A 22,674-nucleotide genomic window follows, 5' to 3' on the forward strand; every position below is an offset into this window, starting at 1 on the left:
CATTTTCGAAGAGGATAAATTAAAAGGGTCTTCTGATCGGTAACCCCACCAGAAGACCCAACTTAATACCTATAATTAATCGTTGAATCAATTTAGGAAGCGCCCCGCAATTATTGCGACAGTCTATAGCCTATTGTGACTATAGCCCAACATCTACCAGAAATAAGCTAAGTAGTGTTTCGGCATATTTCCCTTTCACTAATACTCCGGTGCTTATTCACCTAATACTAGTTACTGATAAAATATGCAACCTCTTCATCGAATGAAATTATACCCCACTCAAATAAAAATGCAAGTCCGATTATTTAATAATACGTTGCCATAAGTCATCCTTGTCATAAGTAAAACCGCATTTAACAAGTACTCGCTGAGAACGATAATTACTTTGTTTGCACTCCGCATGAATCGTAATTTTAGATGGCAAAATAGAAATAAATTTTTGAAGTGCAGTTGTCATTATGCCTTTATTCCATTGGTTTTGCTGCAAAAGATAACCTAATTCATAATGATGAGCAATTCTTTTTCCTTCATCCCCATACCAAGCACTTAATACAATCATCCCCACTACATCTTCATTTAGTTTCACTACCATTACATGATTCTGGCGAACAAACATCTTAATAGCTTGCACACGTTTTTCTCTTTGAAGTGGTAAAAGCAGTCCCACTGCTTGTGTTAAGTTTTCATTATCCAATAATTTAACTATTGCTCCTAAATTGTTATTAGTTTTTGCTGGTTCAATTATAATTTCACTCATTTTTTCTCCTATTTCCCGGGAAATAAAAAAGAGAAGCAACCCAAAAAGATTGCCCTCCATCAATTTCGATTATTAAATTTCAATACTACGGAAGAACGGAATTCGTTGCAATCGTGGTGCCCAAGCGACATAGAGCCATTCAGCTACTTGTAACCATGCATAAGCTAATAACATTGCACCAATAGTATCAAATGGCCAGTGAGCATAAAGATATACCCGCGATACCGCCAGAAAGAAGACTGCAAATATTAATAAGATTTGCAAAATTGTGCGGACAGATGCTTTTTGAATAAGTGGAATTACAATTAAGAATAAAATTGCTACTACCAAGAAGAATCCTAAAGTGTGACCACTAGGGAAACTATAGCCATCATCTGCTGCCAAGTGTTGTGCAGGACGGACCCGCTTAACGATGTGTTTAATAATTGTCCCAATCACATCACCACCAAAAATCGTTCCTAATGACCATAAAGCCGGGATGCGATAGCCCTTCAACCATAAAACACCTGCAATAATAAATACCCATACTAAATCTAAGACCGGTTTAGCTAAAAATGAAAGTAAGCTCATCAAAGCATGGAACCAGCCAATTCCTTCCAGGCGCTGACTAGTAAATAACGACTGCAGAACAGCATCAATCATTGTTAGCACTGATGAATTAAACATAATTAATAGCATCAATGCGATAAAGAAACCACCGCTTAAGGCAAAGCGCCACCACCGATGATCATCACGTTCAATAAACATAATCAAGGATTCTCCTAACTTAAATTAATTAATCAAAAATGAGTATACCACAGTGTCAAAAATTCCATCGTGACTTTTTAATTAAATATTTATGAAGATAGTTCAAAACACGATTTAAAAGCTCTCCCAAACCAAAGCCAAGCGTAATTGCACCAACAATGACAACTACCTGGTAGAAATAAACATTAACAAGATGGTAATTACCAATAGCAAAATTACGAACCATTTTATAAGCCTGTCCTCCAGGCACGAATGGAACTAGCGCGGGCACATTAAAAACAATAATTGGCATTCGTTTTCGCCGAGCTGCTGCCTGGCTTAATACCGAAATTAAGATTGCAGCAACTAAATTACTAAACGCAAGGCCAATGCCACTGCAATAATACATTATCCAGTACACTACCCATACGCCTCCACCAATCATCCCCGCAGTATGATAGGCACGTTTAGGAATATTTAAGAGGATACCAAAACAAACTGTCGAAACATAGCATAAGAAAAATTGTAATAATAGGTTACCCCAATTCATCTCCTACCCTCCTAATTAAAGTGCAGAACAATTACAATTGCACTACCAATCGAAACAGCAGTTAAAATCGCCTCAATTCCTCTTGTAGGTCCACTAATTAAGTTTCCGGAAACTAAATCCCGTGCCGCATTAGTTAAGGGCACTCCAGGAACCAGAGGCATAACCGCACCAATAATAATATCATTAATATTATTAGCAAGATGCATTTTAACAAAGATCACCGCCAAAACACCTATAATTAAGGAAGAACAAAACTCTCCTAAATACTGAATCTTAAACTTTCGTAAAAGGTATGAAAATGCTCCGTAACCTACGCCACCTGCAAGAAAGCCAGCCCAAGAATCAGAAACATTACCTGTAAAGACAATCATTAATGCACCACTTAAAATCGCAGCAGCAAATGATTCATACCAGTTTTGCCATCTTGACATCTTTTGGCGATCAATCTTTTTTAATTTAGCAAATGCTTGTGGAACATCAATTTTGCGCCGTGCTAGTTCACGAGAAACTTCATTGACATCCGCAATTTTACTTAAATTGTTTTTGCGATGACGAATAGTAATTACTTGGGCATCGGGTTCATTAATCGTCCCAACTACAATTCCAGTTACGGTTGTAAAAGCCTGAAAGCCATGAAGTCCTGCACTTTTTGCCATTCGGGATAAGGTGTCGTTAACTCGTTCCATATTTGATCCATTTTCAATTAAAAGTCTCCCAGCTAGCAAACAAGTCTTTAGTGCTAGTGCTTGTCGTCGTTTCGTTAACATCTTTTCGCCTTCTCTGTTCAAAGATATTATTATTATCCTCTGTTTAGATAAGGAGCTCAATACAAAAAAACGGCCGGAAAAATCCAGTCGTTTTTTGTATTTAGTCTTTAACTACATTTGCAGCTTGAAGGCCACGTTCGCCTTCTTCAACTTCAAACGTAACATGTTGTCCTTCGCTCAATGACTTAAAGCCATCCCCTTGAATAGCAGAAAAATGAACAAACACGTCATCGCCGCTTTCACGAGTAATGAAGCCATATCCCTTATCGTCATTAAACCATTTAACAGTTCCTTGTTCCATGTTGGAAATCCTCCTGTGCATTAAGCACTAATATAATTTGTAATTCGTCTCAGGTGAAGAGATCCATTTGCAATGAAACAATCGAACCAACCGCACTTAAAAAAACTACAAAAACCATTGTATCACATAAGCAATCATTTACATAATTAATCTTTATTTTCTTGAGCTGTATCCGGTTCAATAAAAATATTATGTGAGGCCTTATATGAAACATTAATTTCTTGGTCGCTATCCTCTTTTTGAATCACAATTGGTCCTTCAAAAGGCTCATGGCGAATTACAGTAACTTGTTCCTGAGGTCGTAATCCTAACTCTTCTAAGTAAGTGAGAAGTTCATGATTATCTAAGAATCGCTCTAGTTCAACTTTTTCCCCATCATCAGCATCTGCTAATAAACGATGTGTTACATCTGGGAACTTGCCATTAGCTGATGGAATTACTCCACCATGCGGACAATGATCAGGGTGTTGAAGAAAAGCATCTAAGGCCGTTGCTAGTCGATCACTTGTCTGATGTTCAAGAATTTCCGCTTCTGAATGGACGTCGGCAAAATTGTAGTGAAGCTTATCCACTAAAAACGTTTCCCATAAACGATGCTTTCGAACTAATTCTGCAGCATACTTTTGTCCTTTTTCAGTTAAAGAAATACCGGCATATGGTTCATGAACAACTAGCCCTTCGTCAGCCAACTTAGAAATCATCTCGGTTACTGATCCAGCGGCAATTCCTAGTCCAAGGGAAATCTCTTTATTAGAAACTTTTTTATGACTACCACCTAATTCAAAAATAATTTTTAGATAGTCTTCCTTCATTGGAGTCAAATTTTTTCACCTCTGGGTATTAAAATTTGGCCTACGATCGGTCATTATGTGTTTTTATATATTAACATTGAACCCAAATTGATTATAGCATATTATTAAAAGTGTAGTTTGGAAAGCCTAACTTTTTTGTTATAAGCTTTTTATAAACCCGCAATCGATCTTTACGGAGGAGTAGGTAAATCATGGACGAAAAAGTAACAGGGAAACGCTTTTTAGCAGTTACCCTCCTAAATATAATAATTACAATTGTTGAAATCCTCGGAGGTATCCTCTCTGGAAGTTTAGCCTTACTATCAGATGCTTTTCATAATTTAGGGGATTCGCTTTCCATTGTACTAGGCTATTTTGCCCAGCATATTGGCGGACAGCCAGAGAATCGGCAGCGAACCTATGGCTACCGGCGAGCTGAAATCCTCTCAGCATTAACTAATAGTATCTTTTTAATTGTTATCTCTGTCTTTTTAATTATTGAAGCTATTAAACGGTTAGAGCATCCCCAGCATATTAACGGGGGCATTATGTTAACCGTGGCCGTGATTGGTCTGCTTGCAAACTTTATTTCCGCAGCCCTTTTACATGCTGGCAGCGAAGACAGCTTAAATGTCAAAGCAACTTATCTCCATATTCTAAGTGACGCGCTCTCTTCTGTCGCTATTATCATTGGAGGAATCATTCTTACCTTTGTTAATGTTCCATGGCTTGATCCCGCCTTGACAATCGGGGTTGCTCTTTATATTGCTTATGAAGCTTGGCCAATTATTAATCAAACCATCAAAATTCTCATGCAGTCCTCCCCAGATCTTGATTATAATTCCATCGAAAATGATTTAAAGCAAGTCGACGGGGTTACAGCAGTTCATCACGTTCATGCATGGATGATGGATGAACACCGAATCATTTTCTCTGTCCATCTTAATTGTGATGACTTGCCACTAAGCCAAGTTGAGCGAATCTATAGTCAAGTAGAAAAAATCTTGCATGAAAAATATGGGATCTGTCATGTTACTATTCAAGCAGAATATCACCGAGGGAAAGATGAAGAACTATTCAATACTCCCGTTGATGAAAAAAATGTTATTAATAACGACTTCAAACAGGACTAAAATTAAAGGAAGCAAAAAGTTGAGCGAAAACTCACCTTCTTGCTTCCTAATTTTTATATAAATTAAAATAATTTTCCGACTCCGTAGTGAATCGTAATTGTAATCAAACCAATAATAATATTTCGAATAACTGCCACTTTTACAAGCCCGTTACCAAGCTTAGAACTGATATAACCAGTTAGGGCACTAGTAAAGGCAACCGCCAAAATCACGGCATACCACTTATATGCTTCGGGAGCAAAAGTCATTGCCATCAACGGAATCAATCCTCCAGCAGCTGCTGAAAAAAGAGAAGAAAAGGCAGCATCCCAAGGATTAAGATAGTGACCAAGCTCAATATCATACTTAATCCGAACAACCGTCTCAAGGGGCTTTTTATTAAGGAGGTCCTTAGCAATTTTGATTGATGTTTCAGGGGTAACTCCTTTATTTACATAATAGTCTCTTACTGCCGCAAGCTCCCTTTCATAATCGTTTTTTAAGAGCTGCTCTTCTTTAGCAACGGCCGCTTTTTCCGTATCCTTTTGAGTAGATACAGAGGCATATTCGCCAGAAGCCATTGAAAATGCACAGGCAAGCAAATCAGATAAGCCAGCAATGAAGATAGTAAAGCGGTCACTTGTCGCTGCTGCTACTGATACCAGGACACCGACAACAGTCAGAATTCCATCATTTGAACCTAGTACCCCAGCTCGTAACGTATTCAGTTTTTCTTCCATTGTTTGCTTCTGTTGCTTTTTCACCTTAATACTCATTTAATCTCATCTCCCTACCGCGCAAATAATTGTCCAATCAGGTACGTAACTCCCATTGTTAATAATCCAGCAGCTGCATTCCTGATCATCGATTTAATCCGGTTAGATTTTCCTAAAACCGCCGCAAAATAACCAGTAATTAATAAAGCAATCAGAACTGCAATTGCGGTTGCTAAAATTCGAACATTTGCAGGGGAAACGGTAACCGCCACCATCGGTAAAATTGAACCGGTTGGAAAAGATATAAAAGAAGCGATCGCCGCCGCATATGGACTTGTAAACTCATTGGGATTAAAGCCATAGCGCTCTTGAACAGCTGTTCCTAAAGCATCTTTTTCCATTAATTCTTTCGTCGCTTGTTTAGCTAGTTGCGGATCAATATCTTGAGCTTCATATTTCTTTTGAACATAGTCAAATTCATGCTGGTATTGATTTTGAAGTCGCTGCTTTTCACTAATCAAAGCCATTTTTTGTGAGTCTTTTTGGGTTGAAACCGAGACATACTCCCCCATACACATCGAAATCATCCCGGCAAGCGTTCCGGACAAACCTGCAATTAAGATGGAACGAGCATTACTCGTCGCTGCTGCCACCCCGATAACAATTCCGGCAATTGAAATAATCCCATCATTAGCCCCCATTACACTCGCACGCAGAACATTTACCTTTTGTGCTAATGACATCTTTTTCTTGGACACATTTATCCCTCTCCTCTTTTAATTTAGAATCATTATAACATAGGGATGGCTAAAAACAACCAAATAAATTTCAAATGATATCCTAGATTAGAATCATTAAAATATATCTATTCATATAAAAAGCGATAGTCCTAATCAGAACTATCGCAATAATCTAAAAAAATTAAATTATTTATTCATAAGCCTGAACAGTATTTGTCCGAATAACAAATACTGACGTTCCAGCATGGCGAGCCATGTATGATGCCTGAGAACCAACCGCCTTACGATTACCCTTCTTACCAATTGAACCAACGACTAATAAATCTGGCTGAAAAGCAGGGATGACATGATTACAAATCCGCTCAGCTGGCCGCTCACCACGATCAACAATCGCCGTAATCTTTTCTGGATCAACACCATAATCAATTGCTGCTTGGACATATTCATTTACTCGTTGACGTAATTCATCTTCACTGCTATGAACGTAATCCTTATCTAAGATTTGATATACATTTACCCGGTCAGTTTCAAGAATCGATACAATTCCTAATTCTGAACCATCACGTTTCGCCTTATCAACCGCGTATGAGAAAGCGGCACGGGCATCTGGTGCATCGTCAACACCAACGAGGATCTTCTTGAACTTCTTTGGCTTTATTTCGAACATTAGTATTCTCCTCCCTATGTTCTACACTTTAACGATGAAGCATTACTCGCTCCTCTTCGTTAAGTCATATTCTTCACTCCTTATGTTACTACTTATCTCAATTTTGTAAATAATTATTTCGGTCTTCCTAAAATAAAAGTGGTTTATTAAAGAATTTTATAATTATTTTAGCAAATTAATAATTACACAATGCAGCTTTTGACGGGGTATAGAACAAAATATATAATTAAGGATGTTTACTGCTTATTATAAATACAAATGAAATGGGGGTTAGCTACACATGTCAATGATTGAATTTCATAATGTGCAAAAATACTATGGTAATTTCCATGCATTAAAAGATATTAATTTAACAATTGATGCTGGCGAAACGGTTGTTTTAATCGGGCCATCTGGTTCGGGGAAAAGTAGTCTGATTCGAACAATCAATGGATTAGATCCTATTAGAGATGGTCAATTAATCGTCAACGGGTTTGACCTTGCAGATAAGAAAACCAATGTTAATTTAATTCGAAAAGATGTCGGGATGGTCTTTCAACACTTTAACCTATATAACAATAAAAGTATTATCGAGAACATCATGCTCGCACCACGAATCGTATTAAAGCGCCCAGAAGACGAGAACCGTGAGTTAGCAATGAAACTGCTTGATAAAGTTGGGCTTGCAAATAAAGCTGAAAGTATGCCTGCTCAGCTATCTGGAGGCCAAAAACAACGAATTGCGATTGCCCGCAGTCTGGCTATGAAGCCTAAATGCCTCCTATTTGATGAACCAACAAGTGCTCTCGATCCGGAAATGATTGATGATGTTTTAGACGTTATGAAAGATATCGCTAAAAACTCCAACATGACAATGTTAGTAGTAACCCACGAAATGGGCTTTGCGCGGGCAGTTGCTGACCGGGTTATTTTTATGGCAGATGGTCGGATCTTAGAAGACGATTCAACCGAAAAATTCTTTGGTGATCAGCCTTCTACAGAGCGTGCTCGCGAATTTATGAGTAAGATCAGTGGCCACTAAGGAGGAATTACAATGAAAAAGTATTGGCGATTAGTTACTCTTAGCGCCCTCCTCTTTGTTACTCTCCTTACCCTTTCTGCTTGTGGTACCTCAATTGCAAAAAAAGATGTCCTGACTGAAGATATGCGTAGTCAACGAATTACTTGGGGAGTTAAAGCAGATACCCGCCTATTTGGGCTGGAAAATATCCGGACAGGAAAACTAGAAGGATTTGAAATTGACCTCGCAACAGCTCTTACCAAAAAAATTCTAGGTCCACAAGGAAAACCAATTTTTGTTCCTGTAACTAGCGGAACCCGGGTGCCCCTATTAAAAAATGGTAATATTGATGCGATTATGGCAACCATGACGATCACTCCTGAGCGAGAAAAGCAAGTTGATTTTACCCATTCTTACTTTGATGCTGGTCAATCTCTCCTAGTTAAGAAGGGAAGTCCAATCAAAAACATCAGCGATTTAAATCGACGAGGCGCTGTAATTCTTGGGGTTTCTGGATCAAATTCAGTTAAAAACGTTGCGAAGTTTGCTCCTAAAGCCCGCGTCCTTCAATTATCTGACTATGCTCAAGCGATGACGGCCCTTAAATCTAAACAGGGGGATGCCCTTACCACTGATAATGGGATTCTCTATGGGATGGCAGCTGAAAACCCAGGCTATGAAGTTGTTGGCGGTAACTTTACCAAAGAACCTTATGGAATCGCCGTTAACAAAAATCAAACGCGTTTTCGCAACAAATTAAACTGGGCGTTAAGAGAAGTTGAAAAGGATGGAACCTACAACCGTCTTCTTCTTAAATGGTTTGGCAATGTTAAAGGATTTAATTATCAGGAGATGAAGCGCTAATGTTAAATTTAATTATAAATGAGTGGCATCCCCTTTTAACCGGCCTCTGGAATACTATTCTATGTAGCCTTATTGCACTAATCGGGAGCCTTATTATTGGAACCTTTTTTGCCCTTCTCGAGATTTCGCAGCATCGGGTTTTAAAAATCATCGGTCATGTCTATGTGGAGGTCTTTCGTAATATCCCATTATTGGTAATTACAATGGCTTTTTTCCTGATCATCCCAATGTATGTAGTGAAAATTAATGGATTTACTGCGGGAACAATCGGCTTAACTCTTTATACGTCCGCATTTATTGCTGAGACTGTGCGTGCTGGAATTAATTCAATTGATCCTGGTCAAATGGAAGGAGCCCTTGCCAATGGACTTACTTATGGGCAAACGATGCGCTACATTGTTTTACCACAAGCATTTCGCGTTGTTATTCCGCCACTTGGCAATCAATTTATCAACTTGGTTAAAAACTCATCAGTTCTTGCCTTTGTCGCTGGCTTTGATCTTATGTACCAGGGAAATCTAATTGCAAATGATACCTTAGCAACTATGCCCACTTATTTCATTATCGGTATCATGTACCTCATCATTACGCTTCCGTTAAGTTATTATATGCGACACCTTGAAAAGAAATTAGCCTAGGAGGGATGATCAATGCAAAATTTTATTGACGCTTATTCATGGATTAATATCCGTTTCCTCCTAGAAGGACTTTGGATTACAATTGAAGTTTCCGTAATTTCAATTATAATCAGCTTTATTTTGGGAACTTTTCTCGGAATTATTCGTTACGCTAATATCAAATACTTATCAGCAATTGTTGGGTTCATTATCGATATTATCCGTAACCTTCCCCTCCTGCTAATAATTTTCTTCACCTACTTTGGTCTCCCGAATATCGGAATTAAACCAGAAATTATTCCGGCTGCAATTATGGCGCTTTCAATTTTCGAATCGGCAATGGTTGCCGAAATTGTTCGCTCAGGAATAAATTCGATTGATTATGGTCAAACAGAAGGAGCATTAGCTAATGGATTAACCAAGTGGCAAGCTTTACGAATTATTGTCTTACCACAAGCAATTAAGAATATGATGCCGGCCCTCGTTAGCCAGTTTATTTCATTGGTTAAGGATACTTCACTAGCAACAATTATTGTCTTGCCAGAGTTAATGTACCACGCCCAGATCATCTATGGACAAAATACAAATTATATTATTCCAATGTTCGTTGCTTTAGCAGTCCTATACTTTATTGTCTGCTACTCATTATCATTGTTTGCACGTTATTTGCATAAACACATTGCCTAAGCATTAAAAATGGCGAGACTAGAAAATTTTTCTAATCTCGCCATTTTTAATACTGAATCATAAAGTCAAACCGTTGGTGCTCTCCGGTTAAGCGATTAACATGCCGTTCCATCACTTGACGTCGTTGTCCAAACATCATCCAAACGGCAATTCCAATAAATACCACTAATTCAATTCCCGTCCCAATCCAATCTTGAACTGTTACTTTTCCAGTCATCAATGTTGAATCAGAAGCAACAAATGCTGTCCAATCTAATAGGAAGTGCATTACCATTGCTAGCCATAATTGACCAGTGTAAACATAAACAGTTGCAAAAAATAATCCAATTCCCGCTGCGCTAACTGCTTGTAAAACAGTCATTGACCATTCTTGAGGACCATAGTTGGTAAGGTGAACAATTCCAAATAAAATTGAGCTAGTTGCTAATGCTAATGGAAGTCGTTGTTTTACATTACGCCAAGCATAGAATAAGATGCCCAGAATAGCAAAGCGGAACAAAGTCTCTTCCATTACCGCAGCTTCAAATGCCGAAAAGGTAAAATCCCAATTAGCACGATGGAGATTTGGCATTTCTCCTGTATTTAAAGCCATAAAGATAATATCAACAACAACTAATCCAGCAAATATCCCCCAATTAAAATCACCGCTCCAATGTGGCTTTAAGCCTGGCCATGATAAGTGCCACGTCCGCATGACAGTTGTCGTAAGAATAAAAAAGGCAACTGCGCCAACTGCACCAGTGGATAATGCTAATAATAAGAAGTGATTATCAATCAAGTCTGTTGGCAAGGCAATCAATGGCGTAAAAACCACCAGAGCTAACCAAGCAATAAAGATTAATCGTTCAATGCTCCAATGCATGAGTTCACCAATTACGCTTGCAAATGGTGCAAACATAATAAAGTAATAAAAAATCATCATTGTCACAACGCCCCGGGATGGTAAATGTAATAAAACAATAATTTCTCGAACCATTACATCCCAAGCAAATACTAAAATTATCGGCTGAGTAATCACTTGTAGCCATGCATTCAGCTTTTTAACTAACAAGGATACATTAGGTAAGAGTTCAAAGACTAAACCAATTCCTAAAATAATAACCATGATCAATAATGCTAATGCAACGGTCTGACGATTAAATTCGTAATTACGAATCATCATCATTGCTAAAATGACCAGGGTCGCCCCAATTTGAACCCGGTACCAGATCCTAAGATAATCGTTTCCGGTCATTTTTCCTCATCCTCTCTGGGAAATCTAAAATAATTGCTAAATATGATCATACCAAACAATCTCCTTAGTTTTAAGAACAAATCTTCTTTTTTTAGTTTAAACCATAAAAGAACCTGCAGGCAAAAAAACTGCAAGTTCTTTTATGGTTTATTCTGTGTTTCCTGTTGCAACTGGTTGCTTCTCTTTACCATTCTTCTTTTTAGAATGTTGTTGAGAGTTTCGGTGGGAATGATTATTTTGTCGTTCGTTTTTATGTGTTTGATTATTTTTATTGTTTGGTCGACGATAGTGTTGGTTTTCGGAACGATTATTACCATTCAAAATTGTCACCATCGGAATAATCACTGGACGACGACCAGTGCGATCATAGAGTAATTTTTGTAAACGGCTGATAATTGTCCGGTTTAATACTCGTTGATCAACGTGTTTGTGATTCTTAAATGTATTGAGTATTGCCCAGAATACTTCATGATTGGCGGCCTTAATTAGTTCTTGTGACTCATGCATATAAACAAAGCCACGAGAAACAATATCAGGTCCCGCAACAATTTGGTAATCCTTTAAGTCAACAACCGCAATCGCTGTTACGACTCCTTCTTCCGAAAGTAAGCGCCGTTCGCGAATTTCTGGGTTCCCAACTGTATCTCCCGCATCACGACCATCAATATAAACATCGCTAACGCTATCAATATGGTCCGCTACTCGGCAAGAATCCTTTGTAAGAGCTAAAACATCCCCATTTGCAAGGACAAAGCTATTTTCCTTTGGTACACCAGTCATTTCAGCCAATTTAGTGTGAATTTTTTGCATTCGGTATTCACCGTGAACCGGAGCAAAGAACTTAGGTTTCATTAACCGTAGCATAAATTCTTCATCGACTTGCCCACCGTGTCCTGATGTGTGGATATTATTAACATACCCGTGAATTACATTAGCCTCGCTTTCTTCAAGCTTATTGATGAGGGCGTTAACACTAGTAGTATTTCCTGGAATTGGGTTACTAGAGAAAACAACTGTATCTTCTGGCTGAATAGTAATTTGGCGGTGAGTACCATTAGCAATTCGACTAAGGGCTGCCATTGGTTCCCCCTGCGATCCAGTACACATGATCAATACTTTCTCTGGTGGGTAATTGTTAATTTCATTTTGGTCAATAAGTGAATCTTTAGGAATGTTAAGGTAACCTAATTCTTGACCAGCAGTGATTGCATTTTCCATACTGCGACCAAAAACCGCAATCTTTCGGCCTTGCGCAATCGCGGCATCAGATGCTTCACGTAATCGATAAACGTTAGATGCAAATGAAGCAAAGATAATGCGCCCCTTAATTCGTTCAAAGATCCGGCGAATATGGATATCAACCCAGCGTTCAGACTTTGTAAATTCTGGTCGTTCAGCGTTTGTACTATCTGATGTTAGGAGGAGAACTCCATCATCCCCTAACTTAGCCATCTGTTGAAGATTAGGACCTGGTAAATTACCAACTGGTGTTAAATCAAACTTAAAGTCACCAGTCTGGACAATTGTTCCTTGAGGAGTATGAACAGCCACACCCAGTGTATCAGGGATTGAGTGGGTTGTTCTGAAGAAACTAACCCATAGCTTTTTAAAGTGAACTTCATCGAATTCATTAATTTCATGCAATTCGGCATTTCTTAGCAAGTGTTTTTCTTCTAACTTACCCTTAATCAATGACATGGCAAAGGGTCCTGCATAAATAGGTGCGTTGACCTTTTGCAAGAAGAATGGTAAGCCTCCAATGTGGTCTTCGTGACCGTGTGTGATAAAGATTCCCTTAATCTTATCTTTATTTTCAATTAGGTAATCATAATTTTGAATTACGTAATCTACTCCTAGTAATTCATCTTCGGGGAATAAAACCCCACAATCAATAACAATAATTTCATCTTGGAATTGTACACAATACATATTTTTACCAATTTCACCAAGACCACCCATGGCGTAAAAGGCAACTTCATTGTTTTTAATCTTTAATTTTGTCATAATACCTTTCCTTCTATAGATTTTTATCATGTTAATTAACGGAATTTAAGTAAGCCAAAAGAACCGCTTTGTTTTGGCAAGGTCGGTTATTAATATTCATTTTATTATTGGCACTTAATCTTAATTATTTAATCCGTACGTAAAACTAACTATTATTTTACCACATCTACAAAATTGAAGGTAGTAATTGCCTAATTCTTTGATTAAAAAAGAAGGTGGGAGAAAGTATATATCTTTACTCCACCTTCCTTATTAATAAGGGCTTTTCCACTAGTTATTTGCCTAATCTTCTTCTGGTAACTGTTCCTCTTTTTGTTCCCAAGCCTTCATCCAATCAACAACCGGTTCCCCATCTTCATGAAATTTAACATTAGTCAATGCGGTTAAAATTTTTTGATAAGCTGGCTTACTTAGCCGCGTGCTTACATTAACTAATTCTTGATGACCCATAAAAGCATTATCGCGCAAGATTTGATTAATTGTAGCCATTAGTTCATTAGATACTTGTGAGCTAAGGATCTCTAAACTACCCCTACGATATTGATCAACATAAAAATTAATAAAGGAATTAAGGGCAACTTCTTTAGCATCGTCGCTTAACTCACTATAACTTAAACCTGTTGTAGCCAATTAGTATTCTTCCTTTCTCAAATTAATTTACTTTGATTATCCTCTACATTTTAACCTTAACACAAAGTTTATTATCCGTTAATTTTCTTTCCGATCCCGAATACGAAGACGAGTCTTATCACCATCAATCACTGCATATACTTCTTTTGTGAGATCCTCAGCTAATGGGCCCAACCTAACTTCTCCACTATCTTCCCCAGTTTGTTCTACCTCTTTGATGCCGTCCGTAATAAAACGGGTAAAAATCTTATGAAGTTCGCGCCGTTTACGTTCCTTTTTTACAGCCATTGCTAAAGTAAAGCCTTGCTCCAAAAATACTTTAATCGTTAATACTTGAAAAATTGTTGGAAAACTAAAATAGTGATTTTTATTCTGCTCATCTTGTTCAGATTTAATGTAACCTTTTTTCTCCCAGTATCTTAATTGACTAGTAGAGACACCAGTTACACGTGCCACTTCACTCATACTAATTTTTAATTGTTTACTAGCGATTATTTTTCTAATTCTTCCAGAAAGCGGATCCATCATTTTCCTCCAAAGTGTATGTTTTAATCATAAATTACCAAAAATTTGATATCTTTGTCAAATTATTTGACAAAGATATCAAATAGTATTATTATTTTTCACATTGTAAAAAATGTAAAGGAGGATTCTATTAGTGAATCAAGAGCCACAACCTGTTGATATTAATGGTCAAACTTATAATCGTTCCTTAATGATCTTTGTCTTATTAATTGGAGCTTTTTGTACCATTTTAAACCAAACTATTCTTTCAACAGCCTTTCCAGCATTAATGGATGCTTTTAATATTAGTACAGCCACCGTTCAGTGGTTAACTACCGGTTTCTTAATGGTTAATGGGATTATGATCCCCGTCAGTGCCTACCTAACCAGTCGTTTTAATACTAAAAGTCTTTTTATCATTGCTATGTCAACCTTTGAAGTTGGGACAATTCTAGCATGGATTGCTCCATCATTTGCCGTTCTATTAGCTGGTCGTCTTATTCAAGCAGTCGGAGTAGGGATCAACATGCCCTTAATGCAGAATATCATGCTGACTGTTTATCCTCCTGAAAAGCGTGGAGCTGCGATGGGAGTGAATGGCTTAGTTATTGGATTAGCACCAGCAATCGGTCCTGCTCTATCTGGGTGGGTTATCGATAGTTATAGCTGGCGGTGGCTTTTCGGAATGATTGCCCCAATCACTGCTTTAGTCATCATTGTTAGTTTTTTTGCAGTTAAGAATGTTATCCCTAACAAAAAGCCGCATCTTGACTGGCTTTCTGTTGTTATTTCAACATTAGGATTTGGAAGCATGCTTTATGGATTCTCAAGCGTCGGTGATAAAGGTTGGTCCGATCCAGTTGTTCTTTCAACCATTATCATTGGGGCGATTTTAGTTGTAATTCTAATCATGCGTCAAAACAAGCTAGACGACCCATTCCTTGAATTCAAAGTCTTTGAAAGCAAAGAATTCTCCCTCGCAACTATCCTTAGTTCAATTGTAATGATGGCCATGGTTGGGGTGGAATTCGTCATCCCTCTTTACCTTCAAATTATTCACGGAATGTCTGCCTTCCATTCAGGTCTTACCCTTTTATTTGGGGCCCTTTTTATGGGAATTATGAGTCCAATTACTGGGAACTTATTTGACCGTCACGGTGCTAAGCGCTTAGCCTTTACAGGAATGTTTATCTTAACTGTTGGAACAATTCCTTTTGCCTTTATTACTCGTGATACCCCAACTATTTATATTGTCTTCTTATATGCAGTCCGGATGTTTGGTATTTCGATGGTAATGATGCCAGTTACTACGGCGGGAATGAATTCTCTTCCTTACAATTTAATCTCGCACGGTACAGCTGTTAACAACACCATTCGTCAAGTTGCTACTTCTGTGGGAACAGCAATCATGATCTCTGTTTTGACAAATATTACCAATAGCAATCGCCCTGCTCATTCATTACTTACTCAATCTCCTTTGCAATATAAGGCAAAGATGTTTGATGCTACTTTGATGGGTTATCATGCAGCGTTCTGGTTTGCAATCGCCTTCTCACTCATCGGTTTATTCCTCACATTCTTTGTTACAAATGGTAATGGAATTCACATTCGGCTGGATAGTGAGGAGATAGCAAACTCAGCTGATAAAGGAGGGATGAAATAATGGTTATTATTTTAACTTTTCTGGGAGCAATTGCCTTTTTTGCTTGCATGATGTTTATTCAGCAAAAAAACCTGCGAATCATTTTAGCCACACTCACGGGAATTACCTTTGTAGGCTCGACTCTTTTAATGACATTGAACTACAGTCACCATTTTGGAATGCAAAAAGTTACGACAACAACCACCAAGCGGATTTACTCTGCTTCAAATTCCTCAATGCCCCTGGCAATTTATCAACCGGTTGGTAAAAGCGGCCATGATGATGTTTATATTTATAACACCAAAGTTAAACAAAAAACGCCTAACCATACCCAAGCAAACGAATATACCACTAGTCGGATTAAATGGACTAATGATACTACGCCTCGGCTCGTAACAACTGAGACACGTTGGCAATATCGTAATAATTTTTATAAAGTCCTATATGCATGGTCAGGAATGAACAATACATTGGTTAAGCGAACTAATGTGTTAGAATATCCACGAATGTATGTTAAACTCACAACGAGTCAAGCTACTAAACTTGCCAGAGTTGCTAAATCTGCTACAGGAACCAAACTACAAGCACAAGCCGCAGAACAAGGACGCGCTTTTGTTACATCAAAGGTTCAAGCAGCAATGGCTAAGAATCCTAACATGACTGCTAAGCAAATCCACGAAATATCAGCACAAGCAGAACAAGAATTTCAGACCCAAAGCGTTAAACAAATTTTAAAACAAATTAAGTAAAAAATAGTGAGTGGAAATTAACTTTCTCGACAAGGCGGTGGGCTAAGGATAGAACGGTGATTAGCACGGCACGGGCTGATTACCGTTCGGACTTAGGCTCAAGCCTTGTAGTTACGACGCGAAGCTAGCCTACGAGGATTTCCACGATATCTTAAATAATCTTCACATAAATAGAGAGGCTAAAAAAACGAAGTTTTTTCAGCCTCTCTATTTTGTATTTAAACTAATTCAAAAATACTGATGGTAATTCTGAGGTAAATGTCATTTGTTTAAGAGTGAAAGGATCATTAAAACTAATTTTACTTGCGTGAAGCAACTGATGATTATACTTACCAGTATCGCCCCCATAAAGATGGTCACCAATCAGGGGATGACCAATAGAAGCAAAGTGAACTCTAATTTGGTGGGTTCGTCCAGTGTGGAGTCTTACCCGTACTTGTGTCCACTCTGCACCTCGTTCTTCAACCCAATACTCAGTCAAAGCTCGTTGCCCATTCTTGTCAATTACCCGGGCTGCTTGACCATCCTGTCTTCCAATCGGCTTGTTAATCTCGCCATGGTCGTCCATAATTTGTCCTTCTACTAAGGCAGTGTACTCCTTCAGCATTTGATGATGCTGCACTTGCTGACTGATCATACTTGAGGCGATATGATGCTTAGCGATAAGAAGTAATCCCCCCGTAAAGCGATCCAGTCGTGTAATTAAATGAGGACGGAGATCTGCAGAATTATTTGCGATTAAGTATCCCTTTACCCGATTCAAAACTGTATCATTTTGAACGGTTGGTCCCGGGATAGAAGTCACACCTGCCGGCTTATCTACTACCAACCAATTATCATCTTCATACACAACATTTAAGGGCTCATTACTAATTTCAACAGTCTCATCAGCTAATTCCGGCTGAGCTTTAATGGTTAAGGGCTGATTAGGAAGAATCTGGGTTGTTGGTCGTACCTTCCGATGATCAACAAGAAATTCTCCTTCACCGTTTTTTAGATCGTTAAATAAACGATGCCCCATCCCCAATGACTGAAGATACTTCTTTATTTTAATCGGTTCGGTTCCTTGGTATATCCACGTATTTTCCATCTTAATTCCCTCCATCGACATTATAAAAGATACAAAAAAAGAGCTGATGACCTAAATCACAGCTCTTTAATATAGAACGGTCCGTACGAGACTCGAACTCGTGATCTCATCCGTGACAGGGATGCGTCCTAAACCAACTAGACCAACGGACCAACTTGACAACAAATAAAAGTATACGAGATTTATCGAAATTAGTCAACAAAAATTTGCAATTTATTTTTAATTTTTCGTTTTTCCTATCTATACCGCAAAAATTCCCAATAGTTTATAATGAAAGTATTAGCTATTATTAAGGAGGAGTTTTTAATGCAGCAGTTGGGCAAGCGCCTATTAAACTGGTGGTCTAAGTATTCAAAAATCATAAAGGTAGTGTTTGTAACTTCAGTCCTAGTCTTTGTTATTCTCGCTTTAGGTAACTTTTTTAAAACAGTTAAATGGCATGAAGTAGGAGTTGGCTTAGCAAACCTGTCTTGGGAAAGCATCATCCTACTCCTAATCACTGGATGTATCGCTGTTATCCCCATGTTGGGATATGATTTTGTAATCACCCATTTATTACCCGGGAAATTTAAGAAATCATATATTATTCGTTGTGGATGGATTACAAACACTTTAACAAATATTGCTGGATTTGGCGGAATTCTTGGTTCTACCTTACGAGCATACTTCTATCGAAAGAATGCCAGTAAAAAAGAGATACTACTTGCTATCTCTAAAATCGCCGTTTTCTTACTTTCTGGCTTATCAGTTCTTTGTTGGGTCGCTTTGATTATCATGTTTGTGTTTCATGATGGTGGGCACTTCAATCAATACGCACTTTGGCTTGTTGGGGGCGGACTATATTTTCCAATCGTTTTTTATTTTACTGTTATTCATAATAGTAAAATCTTTAAGGATATTACGCCAATGGTAGGAACCTTTTTAGTCACCAGTTCAACTTGTGAATGGCTATTTGTAGCACTTTTTTTCTTACTCGTCGGGTGGTGCTTAGGGGTTCGGCATAATCTTATTAGCGTTCTGCCGTTATATGTAGTTGCCCAAGTTCTCGGGGTCCTTTCGATGATTCCAGGGGCACTTGGTTCGTTTGATCTTTTAATGATGTTAGAACTGTCATTACTTGGTGTTTCACAAACTACCTCTGTTATCTGGCTATTATTATTCCGAATTTTTTACTACATAGTTCCATTAATTATTGCCGGATTTATGTTCTTGCACTCACTGGCATCACAAGTTAACCATTTTTTCGACGGATTACCATTGCTAATGGTCCGCAAACTTGCTTACTATTTAATTACAACGTTTATGTATGTTTCTGGAATTTTAATGCTTATTACTGCCTCAATTCCAGACATCACTGCACAAAATAAGATTATCGCAAACCTTTATCCCTATACCTTCTTCTTTCTCCACCAATTGACAACCATCTTATTTGCACTTGCTATGCTTGCCTGTGCTCGCGGTCTTCAATCAAAGGTGAAAAAGGCATACCTTCCCACTTTAATATTATTAGTAATTGGAATCGCTAATACCATTTGGAATTTGGGAACATTGAGTTTAACAATTTATCTAGTCATTGTTTTGATACTTGTTTTACTCTCTCGCCATGTGTTGTACCGGAAGAAATTGGAATACTCAATTGGAAAATTTGCAATTGATAGTCTTATCTTTGCTGGGGCATGTATCCTCTATGTAATTGTCGGAGTTATTAACGCTCCTCAATATTCCAGTAAGCACCACATCCCTGATTTTCTATTTTTCCCTGGTGAAAAGATTTGGATTTCAGGACTCTTTGGATTAATTCTCGGTCTCTTATTAATTTTCGTCATTCTGCGCTACTTTATGGCAGGAACTGATCCTTTCAATATTAAAAGCGTATTTGATGCTGAACGGATCCGCAATGTTATTAAAGAATATGGAGGAAATGAAACTAGTCACCTCGCCTTCTTAAAAGATAAGAATATCTACTATTACAGTGTTGACGATCATGATAAGCTCTTTTTCATGTATCGCCGTAAATATGATCGCCTGATCGTAATGGGCAATCCAGTTGGGGACAAGGATAGTTGGCGACCAGCTCTTCGGCAATTTGTTTTAGAAGCTGATAAGTATGGCTATCAGCTTGTCTTTTATGAAGTCTCTAGCGATATGACAATGCTTCTCCATGAATTCGGCTTCGACTTTATTAAAACTGGTGAAACTGGCCTCGTTAAGCTAGCAGACTTTACACTTGCTGGTAAGCGCCAACGATCACAGCGAGCATTGATGCATAAATTTGATCGTGAAGGGTATACTTTCTCCGTTGAAAAGCCACCATTTAGTAAAGAATTAATGCAGGAGATGAAACAGGTCTCCAATAGTTGGTTAGGAAACGAAACTGAAAAAGGATTCTCTCTTGGTTTCTTTGACTCTTACTATATTAATCAGGCACCAGTTGGCATTATCCGTGATAAAGAGGGCAAAATGGTCGCCTTTGCAACGTTTATGCCGACAGGAGGTAAAAAGATTTTAACAATTGACCTCATGCGTCATAGCAAAGATGCTCCTTCTGGAATAATGGATAAAATTTTCATCAGTATGTTCCAGTATGGTCAGGAAAACGGCTATACCTACTTTGATCTCGGAATGGCACCTCTTTCGAATGTCGGGGAATATCAATTTAGTTTTATTGAAGAAAAAGCTGCGCACTTCATTTATGAATATGGCTACCATTTGTATGGCTTTCAAGGACTACGGCGATACAAAGATAAATATGCGACAGTTTGGTATTCACGTTATACTGCCTTCCGCAAGAAGAATTCAATTATTGCCACCATGATGATTTTAGTTAGCGTTGTTAACCAACGTGTTGATCAGCAAAACCACCGTTCAATCTTCTGGTGGTTGATTAAATAATATTAAGAGGGTGAGGAAAAACTTTTTCGTTTTTCCTCACCCTCTTTACTTTTATCGATTATTTCTGATCCATTAAGTAGTCGTATAGCATCTCATGCTTAATCTTATCAGTATTATATCCTAATACCTCTGCAATCTGATAAGCAAAAGCTAAGGCAGTTGCGGGACCACGACTGGTAATAATTTTCCCATCATTATCAACAACCGTAATATCCTCTTCAAAATTTGCTGTTGGGGCTACCTTAGCAATTTCTTCGTTAATTCCTGGGAAGCAAGTATAGTTATGATTATCAAGCAAACCATACCGCGCCAAGGCAATCGGAGCAGCACACATTGCGGCATCCCACTTGTTTTCTGCATTACGTTTTTGCATCAATTTCATCAACTTGTCATTATCGCGGAGCTTTTGGGCACCCCCGCGACCACCAGGAAAGGCCACCACATCATAGTCGAGAAGCTGATCACTAATTACTTCGTCACAAGTTAATTCAATCCCATGAGCACCGGGAACATGAATATCTTCTAATCCAACCATTGTGGTATCAATTCCCATTCGGCGGAGAACGTCCACAATTGTAAGTCCTTCAACTTCTTCACAACCTGGTGCAAACACTACAGCAACTTTAGCCAAAATATCACCCCATCAATTATTAATTATTGTCACTACCCGTTTCATTACACCCTTTGCTTCTGGAATGGGATAAAGCGGGTAAATATGAAACAGTCCACGACCAATATATGAGTTTACAGTAATCCCAGCGTCACGCAATTTTTGAACAAACAAAGTCACATCAGGATACAATATTTCCTTTGTTCCCACAAAAATAGTCACATCTCGCAACTGCTCAAGATTCCCATATAAAGGACTTAAACGATAGTCTTGATGGTTTGTATCACCAGCCCACATTGTCCCAATTTTTCGTAAACCGTTCACTGCTAGTGTAACATCTTTATCCTCATATTTGCTAATGAGGGGATTTGTGAGGTCAAGGTCAAGCCAAGGAGAAAATAAGATGAGGTGGCCAGGCTGTGGAAGCCCCTTTTTACCAAGATACTCACAAAAACCAGCTGCTAATCCTCCGCCAGCTGAATCGCCCATAATAGTTACTTTACTAGCAGGCATAAGGGCATAAATTTTGCTATAGAGACTAGCAATTTCTTGGTAGGCAGTACGATAAGTAGCATGCGGAACTAAAGAATAAATTGGGACATAAATCTTCGCATCCGTGGCGAGTGCCAACCGATTTAAATATTGCCAATGAGGCTTATCGGGGCGCTGAATATAGGCTCCACCGGTTAGATACATGATTACTCGTTGATTATTTCCGTGATCATTTAAGACATATGTTGTCAATTCATGTTCTTGACGTTGAACACCAACCGTCATTACGGCAGCAGGTAAATAGTAATCAGCTTCATTGTCAATCCATGCGTTGCCCACTAAAGCATTAAATTTATTGTTTTCTGCAAGATCATTTTTAAATCCGCTTAATTGGATTCCCATTTCAGTAAAGGTTGCTTTACTAGAACGATGCGCACCACATCGTCGTAACTCCCGTAAACTATTCTCAATATTGTTAGCCAAATGACTAGCAATTTGAGTATTAAATTTCTTTATTTTCTCCACTGAAACG

Annotated in this window: 24 protein-coding genes, 1 tRNA gene and 1 riboswitch; of the genes, 8 read left to right on the top strand and 17 right to left on the bottom strand. The window is 38.3% G+C overall.

All coding sequences use genetic code 11. The annotated features are described in order from the left end of the window. Positions 1 to 89: 89 nt before the first annotated feature. A riboswitch (Lysine riboswitch) is annotated at positions 90 to 264 on the bottom strand. Between the two features lie 37 nt (positions 265 to 301). The 6 genes from LMB57_RS03120 to LMB57_RS03145 form a co-directional block, all read right to left on the bottom strand. Continuing rightward, on the bottom strand, positions 302 to 757 hold the full coding sequence (locus LMB57_RS03120) for a GNAT family N-acetyltransferase (RefSeq protein WP_229271879.1): 456 nt from the start codon (positions 755 to 757) through the stop codon (positions 302 to 304). A 72-nt stretch (positions 758 to 829) separates the two neighbouring features. Continuing rightward, positions 830 to 1,504, bottom strand: coding sequence for a phosphatase PAP2 family protein (locus LMB57_RS03125; RefSeq protein WP_229271880.1), 675 nt, complete (start codon positions 1,502 to 1,504; stop codon positions 830 to 832). Positions 1,505 to 1,559: 55 nt separating this feature from the next. Continuing rightward, positions 1,560 to 2,033 carry a threonine/serine exporter family protein gene (locus LMB57_RS03130; RefSeq protein WP_078009679.1) on the bottom strand — a complete coding sequence of 158 codons (474 nt, stop codon included), beginning with the start codon at positions 2,031 to 2,033 and terminating at the stop codon, positions 1,560 to 1,562. A gap of 11 nt (positions 2,034 to 2,044) precedes the next feature. Then, positions 2,045 to 2,800 (bottom strand): threonine/serine exporter family protein, encoded by a 756-nt coding sequence (locus tag LMB57_RS03135; RefSeq protein ID WP_229271881.1) that lies wholly within the window; start codon positions 2,798 to 2,800, stop codon positions 2,045 to 2,047. Between the two features lie 100 nt (positions 2,801 to 2,900). After that, positions 2,901 to 3,101 (bottom strand): cold-shock protein, encoded by a 201-nt coding sequence (locus tag LMB57_RS03140; protein WP_003672521.1) that lies wholly within the window; start codon positions 3,099 to 3,101, stop codon positions 2,901 to 2,903. A gap of 146 nt (positions 3,102 to 3,247) precedes the next feature. Further along, complete coding sequence (locus LMB57_RS03145) at positions 3,248 to 3,922, bottom strand: metal-dependent transcriptional regulator (protein ID WP_135951106.1); 675 nt, start codon at positions 3,920 to 3,922, stop codon at positions 3,248 to 3,250. Between the two features lie 182 nt (positions 3,923 to 4,104). On the opposite strand from LMB57_RS03145, the gene LMB57_RS03150 reads away from it, so the two are divergent. Beyond that, positions 4,105 to 5,025: a cation diffusion facilitator family transporter gene (locus LMB57_RS03150; protein ID WP_229271882.1), complete on the top strand. Its 921-nt coding sequence runs from the start codon at positions 4,105 to 4,107 to the stop codon at positions 5,023 to 5,025. 62 nt (positions 5,026 to 5,087) lie between these two features. On the opposite strand, the gene LMB57_RS03155 is transcribed toward LMB57_RS03150, so the two are convergent. From LMB57_RS03155 to LMB57_RS03165, 3 genes are all read right to left on the bottom strand, one after another. Next, positions 5,088 to 5,780 carry a VIT1/CCC1 transporter family protein gene (locus tag LMB57_RS03155; RefSeq protein ID WP_229271883.1) on the bottom strand — a complete coding sequence of 231 codons (693 nt, stop codon included), beginning with the start codon at positions 5,778 to 5,780 and terminating at the stop codon, positions 5,088 to 5,090. 14 nt (positions 5,781 to 5,794) lie between these two features. After that, a complete protein-coding gene (locus LMB57_RS03160; RefSeq protein ID WP_003664611.1) occupies positions 5,795 to 6,478 on the bottom strand; it encodes a VIT1/CCC1 transporter family protein in 684 nt (227 codons plus the stop codon). 172 nt (positions 6,479 to 6,650) lie between these two features. Then, a complete protein-coding gene (locus tag LMB57_RS03165) occupies positions 6,651 to 7,127 on the bottom strand; it encodes a universal stress protein (protein ID WP_003668816.1) in 477 nt (158 codons plus the stop codon). 280 nt (positions 7,128 to 7,407) lie between these two features. On the opposite strand from LMB57_RS03165, the gene LMB57_RS03170 reads away from it, so the two are divergent. The 4 genes from LMB57_RS03170 to LMB57_RS03185 are packed head-to-tail and all read left to right on the top strand — an operon-like array spanning position 7,408 to position 10,295. Further along, positions 7,408 to 8,148: an amino acid ABC transporter ATP-binding protein gene (locus tag LMB57_RS03170; protein WP_324255221.1), complete on the top strand. Its 741-nt coding sequence runs from the start codon at positions 7,408 to 7,410 to the stop codon at positions 8,146 to 8,148. A gap of 12 nt (positions 8,149 to 8,160) precedes the next feature. Then, on the top strand, positions 8,161 to 8,991 hold the full coding sequence (locus tag LMB57_RS03175) for a transporter substrate-binding domain-containing protein (protein ID WP_229271884.1): 831 nt from the start codon (positions 8,161 to 8,163) through the stop codon (positions 8,989 to 8,991). After that, positions 8,991 to 9,629, top strand: a complete 639-nt coding sequence (locus LMB57_RS03180; protein WP_229271885.1) for an amino acid ABC transporter permease — start codon at positions 8,991 to 8,993, stop codon at positions 9,627 to 9,629. The genes LMB57_RS03175 and LMB57_RS03180 overlap by 1 nt, the downstream gene beginning before the upstream one ends. 12 nt (positions 9,630 to 9,641) lie before the next feature. After that, positions 9,642 to 10,295, top strand: a complete 654-nt coding sequence (locus LMB57_RS03185; RefSeq protein WP_003674923.1) for an amino acid ABC transporter permease — start codon at positions 9,642 to 9,644, stop codon at positions 10,293 to 10,295. A gap of 46 nt (positions 10,296 to 10,341) precedes the next feature. Here LMB57_RS03185 and LMB57_RS03190 read toward each other — a convergent pair whose 3' ends face one another. From LMB57_RS03190 to LMB57_RS03205, 4 genes are all read right to left on the bottom strand, one after another. Continuing rightward, positions 10,342 to 11,529, bottom strand: coding sequence for a CPBP family intramembrane glutamic endopeptidase (locus tag LMB57_RS03190; RefSeq protein ID WP_229271886.1), 1,188 nt, complete (start codon positions 11,527 to 11,529; stop codon positions 10,342 to 10,344). A gap of 147 nt (positions 11,530 to 11,676) precedes the next feature. Beyond that, positions 11,677 to 13,533: a ribonuclease J1 gene (gene rnjA, locus LMB57_RS03195; protein WP_229271887.1), complete on the bottom strand. Its 1,857-nt coding sequence runs from the start codon at positions 13,531 to 13,533 to the stop codon at positions 11,677 to 11,679. Positions 13,534 to 13,815: 282 nt separating this feature from the next. Next, positions 13,816 to 14,163 (bottom strand): DUF3368 domain-containing protein, encoded by a 348-nt coding sequence (locus LMB57_RS03200; protein WP_229271888.1) that lies wholly within the window; start codon positions 14,161 to 14,163, stop codon positions 13,816 to 13,818. Between the two features lie 78 nt (positions 14,164 to 14,241). Continuing rightward, complete coding sequence (locus LMB57_RS03205) at positions 14,242 to 14,688, bottom strand: MerR family transcriptional regulator (protein WP_229271889.1); 447 nt, start codon at positions 14,686 to 14,688, stop codon at positions 14,242 to 14,244. 133 nt (positions 14,689 to 14,821) lie between these two features. On the opposite strand from LMB57_RS03205, the gene LMB57_RS03210 reads away from it, so the two are divergent. Together LMB57_RS03210 and LMB57_RS03215 are read left to right on the top strand one after the other, a co-directional pair. Continuing rightward, complete coding sequence (locus LMB57_RS03210) at positions 14,822 to 16,330, top strand: MDR family MFS transporter (RefSeq protein ID WP_324255222.1); 1,509 nt, start codon at positions 14,822 to 14,824, stop codon at positions 16,328 to 16,330. Further along, the gene (locus LMB57_RS03215; RefSeq protein ID WP_229271890.1) at positions 16,330 to 17,058 is read left to right on the top strand and encodes a DUF4811 domain-containing protein; all 729 of its coding nucleotides are present in this window, start codon (positions 16,330 to 16,332) and stop codon (positions 17,056 to 17,058) included. Before LMB57_RS03210 ends, LMB57_RS03215 begins: the two co-directional genes overlap by 1 nt. Positions 17,059 to 17,281: 223 nt before the next feature. Here LMB57_RS03215 and LMB57_RS03220 read toward each other — a convergent pair whose 3' ends face one another. Further along, positions 17,282 to 18,148 (bottom strand): RluA family pseudouridine synthase, encoded by an 867-nt coding sequence (locus tag LMB57_RS03220; RefSeq protein ID WP_229271891.1) that lies wholly within the window; start codon positions 18,146 to 18,148, stop codon positions 17,282 to 17,284. A gap of 77 nt (positions 18,149 to 18,225) precedes the next feature. Further along, positions 18,226 to 18,300, bottom strand: a tRNA-Asp gene (locus LMB57_RS03225). Between the two features lie 154 nt (positions 18,301 to 18,454). Between LMB57_RS03225 and mprF the strand changes: the two genes are divergently transcribed. Then, positions 18,455 to 21,040 (top strand): bifunctional lysylphosphatidylglycerol flippase/synthetase MprF, encoded by a 2,586-nt coding sequence (gene mprF, locus LMB57_RS03230; protein ID WP_229271892.1) that lies wholly within the window; start codon positions 18,455 to 18,457, stop codon positions 21,038 to 21,040. Between the two features lie 58 nt (positions 21,041 to 21,098). Here mprF and LMB57_RS03235 read toward each other — a convergent pair whose 3' ends face one another. Further along, a complete protein-coding gene (locus tag LMB57_RS03235; RefSeq protein ID WP_229271893.1) occupies positions 21,099 to 21,671 on the bottom strand; it encodes a DJ-1 family glyoxalase III in 573 nt (190 codons plus the stop codon). Positions 21,672 to 21,683: 12 nt separating this feature from the next. Further along, the gene (locus tag LMB57_RS03240) at positions 21,684 to 22,667 is read right to left on the bottom strand and encodes an alpha/beta hydrolase (protein WP_229271894.1); all 984 of its coding nucleotides are present in this window, start codon (positions 22,665 to 22,667) and stop codon (positions 21,684 to 21,686) included. Positions 22,668 to 22,674: the final 7 nt, after the last annotated feature.

It is taken from the genome of Limosilactobacillus secundus (assembly GCF_020784695.1).
Lineage (GTDB): Bacteria > Bacillota > Bacilli > Lactobacillales > Lactobacillaceae > Limosilactobacillus > Limosilactobacillus reuteri_F.